The following is a 12423-nucleotide window of genomic DNA, read 5'->3' as shown; positions in this document are numbered from 1 at the left end:
GACTAGTAATAGGGGGAAATTGCGTGGAAAAGAGTGGAAAATAACGCTGCTAACGAGAAGGTTGCTCCGCCCTGAACTCATGGTGTCAAGAGTACAAGGCGGACTGACAATTAAGCGGCTTTATATAGCACTTTATTGCCTGCAAGTTGGATACGTTCCACTAGACCTTCTTCGGCCAGTTTCTTTAGCGCACCCGTTGCCCAAGAAGCGGCTTTCGCATCTTCTTGGCCTGCAGCAAGACCAATCCCCTTAGGGTTGATGCCTTCTGCATTTGCGTGGACGATGTCCAACACCTGTTGCTGCTTTGGCGTCAATGCTACTGAGGTAGCTGCTTTCGCTTTAGGCGCGGCTTCAACTACTGGTTCAGCCGCTTTAACTGCTGCTTCTGCTTTTGGCGCTGGTTTTTCAGCTTTAACAGCTGCGCGCACTGGACGAGCTGCAGCATCGGTTAGCTTCAGCTTTTTGTTCAGCTTAAGCTGAACCTTACGTTTGTGAGAAATTCTCATTAAATATTCTACTCCGTTGCTTACTTGCGCCGTGATACAGCGAAAAAGTAAGCGCGTTTTATATCAAAAAACCGATGACGTTTGTAGCGAAAGCGCAGTTTTTGGCGATTCTTTGCACGACATTATGTGAAATTCGCAAGCAAATGAGACCTAAACCACTTTAAGCCCAACAAACTCATCCGTTTCGTCTGTGTTGTCGTAAAGATTAATAAGCGCATGTATGCCGCTCAACGACGAGCATCAAGCGCAACACCAGTTGCAATGTAACCACTTATTAACATATATACTCAAACCACCTCAAGATGCAGGATTCAGAAGCGGCCTAGCGCGTCGAAGTCAAGGTAAAGATACCAAGGCAAAGGTGTGAAGGAATGGCTTCCCCCTTTCAAACACCTTTAACGCAGAAATCGGGGCGCTAGTCGCTTCCCGAAGGGCGAGCCTAGAAACTCTCGCTGAACAAGCATCTTGAGGTGGTTTGATGTAATGGTCTTCCCTCGCACTAATCGGCATCGCAATGTGCCAAGATAGCGTTGATAAATCGCCTATCTAAAAACGAGGGAAGACCATGAATAAGTGTAAAACCATTGGTATCGATTTAGCAAAGAATACTTTTACTTCATCATGTTGGACAAACAGGGTAAGCAAGTTGAGAGAAAGAAATTAAATCGACAACAGCTCATTGGCTATCTCTCGAAGCTAGAGACTTGTGTCATTGCGATGGAAGCATGCGGTACAGCGCATTACTGGGGACGAAAAATAGGCCAGCTAGGGCACTCTGTTGTATTACTTCCCGCTCAGCATGTGAAAGGCTATTTACGAGGCCAAAAGAATGACTATAACGATGCAAAGGCCATCGCAGAAGCGTGTCAGCACGGTGCGATTCGCCCCGTTGCGGTCAAATCCCTAGCGCAGCAAGACGACCAAACTTTTTTGCTCATGCGTCAACACGTGAGTAGTGACAGAAAGCGCTTAATCAATCATGTGAGAGGGTTGCTGGCGGAGTATGGGGTAGTGCTGGCGAGAGGAAGTCAGGTATTGCGTAAATCGCTGCCTTTTATTCTAGAAGATGTTGAGAACGGCTTAACCGACGAATTTCGAGCGCTTTTATTCAGGCAATACACACAACTCGAAAGGCTTGACGAAGAGCTACAGTGGTACGACGAAAGGTTGGCCGAAAAAGTGAAGCAAAAAGACGTTTGTCAGCGTTTGATAAAAGTGCCAGGTATTGGTCCCGTGGTGAGTTTTTCCTTAAGAGCCTGGATGGGAAGTGGTGAGCAATTTAAACGAGGGCGTGATGCGTCAGCAGCCTTAGGTTTAGTGCCCAAGCAATTTAGCACGGGAGGTCGAGAGGTATTGCTTGGCATTACAAAGCGAGGGAATCAGCAGTTAAGGTCATTCGTGGTTCATGGTGCAAGAGCGGTTGTGAGTCGAGCCGATGGCAAAACAGACAGGCTTAGTCAATGGATATTGCGGCTGGTTGAAAGGCGAGGTTTTAACAAGGCTGTGGTGGCGCTGGCGAATAAGATAATCCGTATCGCGTGGGTCATTATCTGTCGAGGAGAAAGCTATAAAGCGCCAGCGGCGGTTTAACAGAAAGATTTAACTAAAGCGTCACACACCAGATATTGCGTAGATAGCAGTTTAGATGAAAAACAGGTAAGACCAGCATATAGGGACCCTGATATACTCAAAGGTTTACCAAAACCGTTAATTTGATAAGGGCTATATGCGCGAAGTGTCATCAAGGCCAGAAGCCACACGAGCTTCACGCATAGGCCGGATATATGAAAGCAACCTGTCCCTTTTATCGACATTGGTATCTTGCCAATAGAGGGAAGACCATATATGAGTATAAATGTGATTGAGTATGAGGACTTTGCCGTGAAAACGCGTCACCTAACCGCTATCCCACCGAGCTTGCATACCTACTTTGCGTGGTTTGCTTTCGGCGTCATGATCTTGCTTTTTGTCGCCCTCATTACCGTGAACATTAATCCGAGCTGGCTCGTCACTGTCATGGTCGCCAGCGCACTCACGTTAGTCTTCATCTATTGGCGCATTCGTTCTCAACCCGCCATTAGCATGACCCTCACCTATATGCACTTACAACTCCATCATCCCTCTGGTGGCTGGAGTGTTCGCTGGCAAGACATACAGCACGTCGAACAGGTTAGCATCGAGCATGATGGATGGTTTGAGCCAATACCTTGGGTTGGGATAAAGTTACGCAGCTATGATCACCTCATGCACAGTATCTCACCTCGCCTCGTCAGCCGTATTTTGACCGACCAGCGCGTGTTACTCATCATGTCATATCGACGTGGAAATCGTGGCAGTGTTGATGTAGAAGACATGCTGTTTGACGACACGCCTTTCACAGACCATCACGGCAATACCTATACGGGTTTGCTTGCCACGTTCGCCAACCGCCTCAAATACAACAACGAGTTATTACACAGCGAACTTCTCATCCCCGAAGAGATGCTTGGATTAGAGTGTGATGAGTTTGTTGGCCTTGCTCGGCGCTATCTCGCGGCGTCTCGACAGGAGCCTGATTAGGCGGCCTGTTCGCTATCAAGAAGGCCAGTGCTAGATATCCAAAAAGGCTAGCTACAAAAAAAGGCGCTCAACGCGCCTTTTCGTTTACTCGAAGAGAGCCGAATTAGTAAAGCGGCATTTCATCAGCAACAAAAGGATTGCTCACTCGCTCTTTACCAAAGGTTGAGATAGGGCCATGACCGGGAACAAAGGTGACATCGTTGCCCAACGGCCACAATTTAAGCTTAATGGAGTCCATCAAATCTTGGTGATTACCTTTCGGAAAGTCTGTTCGACCAATACCACCTTGGAAAAGAACATCGCCGACAAACGCCAATTTATCCGCTTCACTAAACAAAATGACATGGCCCGGTGTATGACCCGGCGTATGCAAGACATCAAACTTCACATTACCCACTTCCACAACCTGCCCTTCTTCTAGCCACTCAGAAGGATCGAATGGTTCCAAATGCGGGAAACCGAACATATTTGCTTGCGCAGGTAAGGCTTGCAGCCAGAAAACATCGTCTTTGTGTGGCCCGACAATCGGCACATTCAAGGCTGCTGCTAACTCGGGTGTTCCGCCGACGTGGTCCATATGACCATGAGTCAAAATAATCTTAGTGACTTGAAGCTCATTCTCGTTAATCACAGCGACAATTTTGTTGATGTCACCACCCGGATCAATCACGGCAGCCTGATTGGTTTCATCACACCACACAACAGAGCAGTTTTGCTGAAAAGAGGTAACAGGCACGATTTGGTATTTAAGACTCATTGTTCTGAATGTCCATATGTTCTCTGAAGAAGGGAGAATATCACTGAGTGTGGCGCAATCCTAGTCATCCACACTCAGTTCTCGGCTTAGATGCCTAACGCCGCTAGCACCTCTTGATCAAAAGGCCAACGTTGGCGCTGATCGTACTTGTAGATATCAGGTCGGAACTGCAAGGTGCCCGTTTCATCATCGACCCATGCCGTTTGGTAGATCGTTTCCACAGGTACAGTGCGACGTACTGAGACAAATTTGGTTTCGACACTCTTACGATAGTCCGCCACTTTGTCAGGCCGCACGCCTGCTCTATCCATCAAGATAGTCGCTAAGTTGTGAGACTGTTCGACGCGTATACAGCCCGAACTTAACGCACGCTCAGAGCGATGAAATAACCCTTTTGCTGGCGTATCGTGAAGATAAATTGCATCCGTACTCGGCATATTAAACTTATAGCGACCAAGGGCGTTGTGGTTGCCTGGGCTTTGACGGAGACGGTAAGGGAATCGTTCTGGGTTCATGGTCTCCCAATCAATACTCTCTACAGCAATTACCTCACTAGAACGCCAACTGGCAAGGATTTCCATGTTGTTGTTGGCAAGGTAATTGGTATCCCGCTTAATCTTTGGAATGATATCTTTTTGGGTGATTGACTCAGGCACATTCCACGATGGGTTAAACACAACCGTATTGAGATGCGACGACAACAAGGGGGTTCTTCGGCTTGGTCGACCAACGATAACGCGGCTTTCAAACTGCACTTCATCATTGCTCCACCATGTCAGAGAATAACCGGGTATATTGACCACCAGTTGGTTGTTTCGTTGTGGTGACCACAAGCGCAAGCGCTCCATATTCAACGCCATGAGGCGCACTTTTTCGCTCGCTGGCTTATTCAGCCAGATGCGGGTTTTCGGCCCCACTGCACCGTCTTGCGCTAGCCCATGACGACCTTGAAAACGTTTCACCGCTTCGACCAAAATCGGGTTGTATTCTATCCCACCCGGTTGACCACGCAGTAACGTCGCCAGCTCTGGTGACAGATCCCCCATGGTCTCAAGCAGCACAATGAGCGGCTCAGGGTTTGGAATCATGTCGCCAGGGCGCAACACGCCACTGTATTCAAACACGGGCAAGTCCCGGGCTTCTAGCGCCTGCAGCGTCAAGATACCATCCAGCATCTGCGCATAAGCATCGCCAAACGGCTTTTTGCCTTCAATCCAAGACAAAAAGTAGTTACCCTTCCAGGCTTCCATCATGCTCTCAATTTCAATGGCATTAGGCGGCAATTTTATTTGCTGTACACCCGCACCAAATAGCCAGCCTTTACCCTGCAGGGCAACGTCTTGACGGTAGCGTAAGAAAGTTAATAGGGTATCCGTTGCCATCACATCGAAGTGACGCCAACGCTGCGCCTGTTGCAGTTGTGACAGCAACTTTGCACGGTCTTCAAACCAAGGGCTGATGTCGGCTAATGCAATCACATTGATCTGCTGCTCAAGGCTCAATCTCACGCGTTCATCTTCCCATATAGGATGTAAACGCGTATGCGTATAGATCGCCTCAACGAGGTCGGGGTACTGCAGTTCAGCCCCTTCAGGGAGGTGAGCAGCGACCCAAGCTTGCGTCACTGGGTTACTGCCAGAATTGGTCTCTAATTTCATTGCCGATACAGACAATGACGCGAAAGCCATCCACAACCAAAGACAATGGCTCAGCGCTCGGTAAGTAACACGCATAGTGATGTTGACTCCAACTTGCCGGGCCTAGAGTTTTAGTATGGCAAACTTCCGCCCGTGCAATCTTTATTATCTTTTTATATTGATAAAGCACTGATTAACCTAGCCTAAAAGAATTTCCCAGTGATTATCCCATGCAACCCCATCTAAGCTTTTTGATGCATATTGTGATGAGGAATGAAAATCTAACATATATCCAAGGCCACTACCAAGTAGCCACCCCTTGCCATTCGCCGCTACAGCACAAACGTCTTTGAGACTCTGCGATGCGGTTAGCGTTTTATCTGCAAGTGATATGATTCCAAAACAATTGCCCCGCGGAGAGGTGACCAAGGCGCGATTTGCGCTACAGCTCACACTTCCGATGTACCCTTTATAACGCAACCATTCAATGGGATCTGCCTTCACAGATACCAACGCCTCACCCTTCTGGTGTATTGCGACAAGTGGCACGCTATCTTGAAAATCACCTTGATGTTGCATTCCGATGACAACGTCACCTCGCGCAGAGACATCAAGGTGACGAATACTGGCTTGTTTTTCGGTTAGCGTGACTTCTTCTAATAATTGACCCGTTCCACAATGAACATATTGCAAACTCGGTGCCATACTCTCGATATTGAGCTTATCTCGTCCACGGGTCTGAATTCCGCCAACAGCAACCACTAGCTCTTCGCTGCTCCGCCACGCCAGCTCGTGAGGTCCTATGCCTTGTATCGGCCATTCACCGACACGCTGCAGTATTTTTTTCTGCTGTTGAACCCGATAGATGCCAATCACGCCTTCACAAGAAGGCGACTTACCTTCAGTGGTATATAGCCACTGACCGTCCTCTGAAAAAACAGCATGACCATAAAAAAAGCGATCGTTCACCGGGGAAAGAGGCTGCCATGGACGGCCATTTTGCGTATCAATCGGCAATAAATAGGCGCCCGGACGTCGCGCAACAACAACCGCTAACGTATTTGAGGGATGCATCGCAATAGCATGCCCTCGCGCGGGTAGAGGCACAGAAAAGCGATAGTTGAGCTGCCGATCTGTTGCAACAGCAAAGAAACGACCACGCTTCTTTGCACACCCCATCACGCCGCGAAACGTCTCTGGCATGACGCTCTCACCCAAAACATACGGCGCAAGCACAGTGCCACTCAGAGCAAGAATAAACTGCCTTCGATTCAGGCTCGGTTGCCACACGATAGACTAATCTCCGTCCGTTGCATTAAAACCAACCGTCACCCCTAATGCAGGGGCAACGTTGACTTCTAATTGCTCTGCAATCCCCGCTAGCTGGGCTTTCATACCGACAACTTTACGATAGCCTTCAGGCTCAGCCAGCAACGACTTCAAACTCTCTTCTTCGGGCCAGTTATCCAACAAACGTCTAAAAACAATGTCGATGCTTTCCGCCGTTTGTCCCTCACCGGCCGCCAACACAGGTGATTCAAGCGCAACACGCCAATACTGATGCATTGCCTCTATCGACGCTTTCAACGTGGCTAATGAGTACTCCGCTCGCCACGACTCTGCCATATATGGGTTCGCTCGCCCCTTTTTGCCGAGCGGCAAGGTTAACTTTTTTATCACTCGGGCTAATTGATCGTTGAGGGCGCCAAAACGCGCTGCCAAGCGCCCCTCAGACGACAGCGTCAACCAATCGGGAGAGAGCCAACCTTGCTGGAAGACCTCCACGGTTGAGAGCAAGTCCGCCGCTTGCGCTTGAGCAACCACACAATGACGTTCACTTGACCAGTCTGCATCTTGATCAAACAAACTCCATTCCAACCCGCCTATGCCGCGCCCAGCGACACTAAAAGCCGCCATCACGTCGGGCGTCAACGCCTCATCATCGCTTAACAACTGCTGCACTTTTCTGCCTGTGGTATTTTTCTTATCAGGCCAAAACTGAATTTGCCAAACCAGCGGTTGTACCGAGAGTGGCATATCTTCTCGACCTTGAAAGACCATCCAAGACCGCGCGACGTTTCGCCAGTGCTGTTGAGCATGCTCGATGCTAGCATCGTTTTTGCATATGGCATCAACCGAAGATTTTAGCGCTTGTGCCGCTTCCTTAAGTTGGATAGAAGCCTGAATGTCGTGCTGCAAGATTGCTGTCTCATACCGTGATAGATCACCCGCCTTTACCTGAAGAGTAACGACAACAAACAGCAATAAACTGAATTTCCACATCACATTTCTCCTACAGCGAGTCTAAAAATGCCAATAGTGCTGCACGCTCCGATGCAGACATCTTTAACACCTGCTGTTTGCTCGCTTCTGCTTCGCCGCCATGCCATAAGATCGCTTCCATCGGATTTCTCGCTCGTCCATCATGAAGCAACTCCGTATGCCCATTAACCTCGTCGGTGTACCCCAATCCCCATAAAGGCGCAGTACGCCACTCTCGGCCATTCGCTAAGTACTCAGGACGATGGTCAGCGAGCCCCTCTCCCATATCATGAAGCAAGAGGTCGGTGTAAGGGTGAATCACTTGGTTCGATAACGCCGGTCGCTCTGGCACCTCACCCGTTTTGATATTTGTTTGATGACATGCAATACAATTGGCACTCGCAAACAAGGCCTCGCCCGCAATCACTTGTGGTTCTTTACTATTGCGTCTTTTCGGCACAGCAAGGTGTTGTGAATAGAACTCAACAAATTCAAGGATTTCATCACTGACTTCCGGCTCGCCCCCATGTGGGAGTTCATGGCAGGCTTTTTGAGCGGGCGTGCAGTCTGTCATAGGGAAAAGATGACTCGTTAAGCCCAGATCACCGTTAAAGGCGGCGGCATTTTGCTGCATTAGCGTGGGCTGTCCCGCTTTCCAACCAAAACGCCCCAGCGCAAAGTCGTTTTTTTCTACATCCCACACCCGGTTGGGCTTACCTGAAACACCCTTATCCGCCGCATGTTGAGCCGCAGCAATCGCGACAATAGTCTGTTCCGGTATGGCTTCCAATAACCCCAGCCCAATCATAGGTGGCGCGATACGGGGTGACATCATGATCTGCTGATGCAAATCGCCATAGTTAAGGTCGACAATCTTAAAGCTCGGCTCACGAAGTTCCACTTTACTGCCATCAGCGAACTCAACTTCAAAATAGCGATAGTTAATCGCTATCTGACCTTCCGGTTTAGCGCCTGGTATTGAAAAGTCTTGCAGTTGGCCACCATAAATCGGATCTGGGACGACACCATCACGCGCTTGCTGCGCTTCCTGCTCAGCATTTTGAGGCGGGATGGAAAGCCGAATAAGCAAGGAAACGGCATTACTGTCTCCCGGTTGCGGCGCGTGCCCACGGCCATCTTTGATATGACAGTTTTGACAGCCGTTAGTATTGAAAAGTGGCCCCAAACCATCTCGTGCATCCGTGCTGGCAGGAGCAGCTACCCAAGGGTTTCGAAAAAAGCTGTTCCCTACACTAAAGTCAATGCGATCGGTCAGAGCGAGGTTCGTTGCAGGTTGAGAAAAGGCGTTGGGTCCTTGTTTACTCGTCGTTGTGTCACCACCACTCTTAACGGTGTTGGTATTTGCAGTGACGGTAAAAGCGACAAAAAGAAGCGTACATCCTAGTGCTTTAAACATTGCTGAATTCCAGAGAGAAAGACAAAAGGCCCGCAGATTGCGGGCCCAGTTTTAAGGGCGAACAGCGCGCTGCCGCTCAAAAATTTAGAACTCGTGATCGGCTGTATCTGGGTTTAAGTTTGAAATACCAAGTAGGTTTGCACTACGCTCAATCGCCACCGTTTGCTTCACTAAGCTATCAATCGTCGTATTCACTAGCTTGTTACCTGCTGCGTTGCTTGAAGCAATCAATTGGTCAAAAAATACGTCATGCTCTTCAGCTGAGGTTTTCAAGGCATAGACTTGACTGCGCGTTGCATCAAATTCTGCTTGGATCTCAGCTGCGGCAACATTATCTTTCTGCGCAACTAACGCGTGAATCCCAGGGCCTTCTAGAATAGAGCCGTCTGTACGCACATAGGTACCGGTGTAGACGTTATAGATACCTTGTTCGTTATAGTAGTGAGAGTTGTGGGTGTTATCTGAGAAACAGTCATGTTCATCCTCGGTTGAATTAGCTTCCAACGCGACTTTCATACGCTCACCGGCTAGCTCACCAAGAGAAAGCGAGCCCATACCAAACAGCATTTTACGAAGCCCCTGCTCGGTTGAATCCGCCAATAACTCGGCACGATAGTTGTCACTCCTTTCTGGCGCCCACTGGTCGACCATCCACGCTAAATCATGTTGCAGTAGCTGGCTCGCTGCCACAATATACTCGCGACGGCGCTCACAATGGCCATTAGTACAATCAGCACCTAATGCAAAGTCACTCGCTGGGCGCTCACCAGCCCCCGCATCAGTGCCGTTGAGATCTTGTCCCCAAAGAAGGAACTCGATGGCGTGATAACCTGTTGCGACGTTGGCTTCCGAACCACCAATCTCGTTCAAGTCTGCGAGCAGTTCAGGGGTAATCTTAGTGACATCCAGTTTCTGGTTGCCGACTTGGACTGCGTTACTCGCAATGATATTTGCGGTCGCACCCTCATTGCCCATTTCATGCTGATAATCCGTCGCGACATAATCAATTAAGCCTTCATCAAGCGGCCACGCATTCAGCTGTCCTTCCCAATCGTCGACAATCGCATTACCAAAACGGAAAACTTCAGACTGTTGATATGGCACGCGGGACGCAATCCAAGCTTGCTTTGCATTTTCAAGCGTCTCATCGGTTGGGTTAGCTAAAAGTTGCTGAATCGCCCCATCTAGCGTCTTTGAGGTTGCCAACGCATCGGCATAGACAGCATGTGCAAGCGTTGCATAATGCTCGACGACTGCTTTTTCAGTAACGGCAGTGCCAGCAAATGCGGGCGCCGCTAAAACGCCTAGCGGCAACCATAACATGTGTTTGTTGAGCATGTTTCTTCCTTGTTCTTCTTTAGTAATAGATATAAGAATCATTATCATTGGCTATTAAAACAAAGAAATTTACAAAATGAAATATCCAAGCGTAACATTTACCCAAAGCACTTAACAAAATTATGGGTTAGTTCATTTTTGGTTCAAAAATAAGACAGCCGTTACTAGCACGAAAAACAATGCTGCTATTTTCACGGCGTACGAGCCGTTTTTAGGAAAAGTAAGACACAAAACGGCACCGAATAGTGCCGTTGGTAAGATCAAAGAAAGGCAGGCTTTTTCACAAGCTATACCTCGATGACAAGCTTTGACATTGTCGCTGAACAAGCATCTAGAGGTGAATTAAGTCTATCTGGGCTTGCGTACAGGTTACTCGTCTATCCACATTTGATGCTGTTTATAGCGTTCTAAACGCTGCTGAAAAGAGACCAATCGTGATGGATCATTCTCTTCTTCAGCGAGGCTATTCAGCGCTTTTTGTTGCGTGTAAATGGCTTTATCAAACTCACCACACGCTGCATAAGCGGCAGCGAGATTATCAAAATCGGTCGCTTCCACTTCTGGTAATCTCGCCATCAGTTGCTTGGCAATTTTTAATGCACGATCCCCATCGCGCTGCGATTCATCCGGGCAGGTGGCATATAGCCAAACAAGATTGCGGCGCGAGTCTAATGATCCTTGTCCTGCCGCCGCTTGAAACCAATCTATCGCGTTTTCACAACGACTATCGGACCTGACAATACCCGTCGCATAGAAGGTGGCGACCGCTTCCATTGCGGCCATATCACCAGAGGTTGCCGCTTTCTTGTACCAATAGAACGCAGCATCGAGATCTTTGGGCAACCCTTCACCGCGGTGAAAAAGCTTGCCAAGTATTAGCTGAACACTAACATCATTTTCGGCCGCCATTTTAAGCCAGTGAAAAGCGCGTAGTGGGTCTTTCTCAATGCCGCTTTCACCGTACAAGTAGGCTTGGCCTAGAAACAGCTGCATCTGACGATCGCCTTCATTGGCTTCTAGCTTAACTAGCGCCAAGGTATCCACTAGGTGGCTGGTCGGCGAGGTGGTGTTAGATGCCAATGTGGCATTACTCAACAACACCATAACGACATAAATCATACCTGAAAGAAATCGATTCATCCTTAAACCGTGTTGACCCATTCTTGCTCCCCTCTCATTGCGACTTTGCTTACAATCTCTTGATTGCACGCCTACGACATAGGGCAGACACTAATGATGAAATGATTAAAAATCAACCAAAAAGTCATGCTTTTTTCGCATCGAAAAACGTAAATCAATTCAGAACATAGGGTTATCAAAAAATGCGCTTTAAGAATAATGAAGATAAGAGAGTTGAATTAGACATATCGTGTATTTGAAAGAAAAAAACCAGCCGCAAAAGCTGGTTTCCTCGAATGTTGAAAAGCGCAATCCGGTTAAGGCAGAATCACTGAGTCGATCACGTGAATAACACCGTTTGACGCCATAATATCCGTTTGGACCACATTCGCCGTGTCTACCATCACCATACCATTCATTGCACTAATGTCTACCGCGTCCCCCTGTACCGTCATCGCACTCTCTAGATTGACAACGTCTTTAGAAATGACTTTGCCGGGCACGACATGGTAGGTCAGTATTGCAACTAACTTATCGCGGTTTTCAGGTTTCAGCAGTGACTCCACCGTCCCTTCTGGCAGCTTCGCAAACGCTGCATCGGTGGGAGCAAAGACAGTAAAAGGTCCGTCACCTTGCAACGTCTCAACCAAACCTGCAACTTGTACGGCTGTCACTAAGGTTGAAAAATTCTCATTGCCTGCAGCAATGGTGACGATGTCATCTTGTGATTTTTTGCCGTAACTTCCACCGCCTGCCACCACCGAAGTCGTAACAAGCAAGGCTGCGAGTGTCATCAGTATTGATTTCATCTTATATCTCTCCCGTTAG

11 protein-coding genes are annotated in these 12423 nt (G+C 48.4%); 2 read left to right on the top strand and 9 right to left on the bottom strand.

The features are described 5' to 3' along the window. Positions 1–110: 110 nt before the first annotated feature. Positions 111–506, bottom strand: coding sequence for a MarR family transcriptional regulator (locus TSUB_RS05570; protein ID WP_087018776.1), 396 nt, complete (start codon positions 504–506; stop codon positions 111–113). 621 nt (positions 507–1127) lie between these two features. Here TSUB_RS05570 and TSUB_RS05565 point away from each other — a divergent pair. Beyond that, on the top strand, positions 1128–2096 hold the full coding sequence (locus TSUB_RS05565; protein ID WP_246616343.1) for an IS110 family RNA-guided transposase: 969 nt from the start codon (positions 1128–1130) through the stop codon (positions 2094–2096). A 255-nt stretch (positions 2097–2351) separates the two neighbouring features. Further along, positions 2352–3065, top strand: coding sequence for a DUF2982 domain-containing protein (locus TSUB_RS05560; protein ID WP_221274562.1), 714 nt, complete (start codon positions 2352–2354; stop codon positions 3063–3065). 103 nt (positions 3066–3168) lie between these two features. Here the strand turns inward: TSUB_RS05560 and TSUB_RS05555 are convergent, their stop codons facing one another. The 8 genes from TSUB_RS05555 to TSUB_RS05520 all read right to left on the bottom strand — a co-directional run bounded on the left by TSUB_RS05555 (position 3169) and on the right by TSUB_RS05520 (position 12404). Continuing rightward, positions 3169–3822, bottom strand: a complete 654-nt coding sequence (locus TSUB_RS05555; RefSeq protein WP_087018780.1) for an MBL fold metallo-hydrolase — start codon at positions 3820–3822, stop codon at positions 3169–3171. An 86-nt stretch (positions 3823–3908) separates the two neighbouring features. After that, positions 3909–5555 (bottom strand): L,D-transpeptidase family protein, encoded by a 1647-nt coding sequence (locus tag TSUB_RS05550; protein WP_087018782.1) that lies wholly within the window; start codon positions 5553–5555, stop codon positions 3909–3911. A 102-nt stretch (positions 5556–5657) separates the two neighbouring features. Continuing rightward, entirely contained in the window at positions 5658–6749 is a 1092-nt protein-coding gene (locus TSUB_RS05545) for a DUF1513 domain-containing protein (protein WP_087018784.1), read from the bottom strand. Positions 6750–6755: 6 nt separating this feature from the next. Further along, positions 6756–7742, bottom strand: a complete 987-nt coding sequence (locus tag TSUB_RS05540) for an imelysin family protein (protein WP_087018785.1) — start codon at positions 7740–7742, stop codon at positions 6756–6758. A 10-nt stretch (positions 7743–7752) separates the two neighbouring features. Then, complete coding sequence (locus TSUB_RS05535; RefSeq protein WP_087018787.1) at positions 7753–9138, bottom strand: di-heme oxidoreductase family protein; 1386 nt, start codon at positions 9136–9138, stop codon at positions 7753–7755. Between the two features lie 84 nt (positions 9139–9222). After that, on the bottom strand, positions 9223–10461 hold the full coding sequence (locus TSUB_RS05530; protein ID WP_246616440.1) for an imelysin family protein: 1239 nt from the start codon (positions 10459–10461) through the stop codon (positions 9223–9225). 384 nt (positions 10462–10845) lie between these two features. After that, positions 10846–11616: a tetratricopeptide repeat protein gene (locus tag TSUB_RS05525; RefSeq protein WP_159064857.1), complete on the bottom strand. Its 771-nt coding sequence runs from the start codon at positions 11614–11616 to the stop codon at positions 10846–10848. A gap of 296 nt (positions 11617–11912) precedes the next feature. After that, the gene (locus TSUB_RS05520) at positions 11913–12404 is read right to left on the bottom strand and encodes a fasciclin domain-containing protein (protein ID WP_087018792.1); all 492 of its coding nucleotides are present in this window, start codon (positions 12402–12404) and stop codon (positions 11913–11915) included. Positions 12405–12423 lie beyond the last annotated feature (19 nt).

The sequence above is a fragment of the Thaumasiovibrio subtropicus genome (genome assembly GCF_019703835.1).
Taxonomy (GTDB): domain Bacteria; phylum Pseudomonadota; class Gammaproteobacteria; order Enterobacterales; family Vibrionaceae; genus Thaumasiovibrio; species Thaumasiovibrio subtropicus.
The sequence above is the reverse complement of the archived record's forward strand: the minus strand, read 5'-3'. Positions and strand labels throughout refer to the sequence as shown.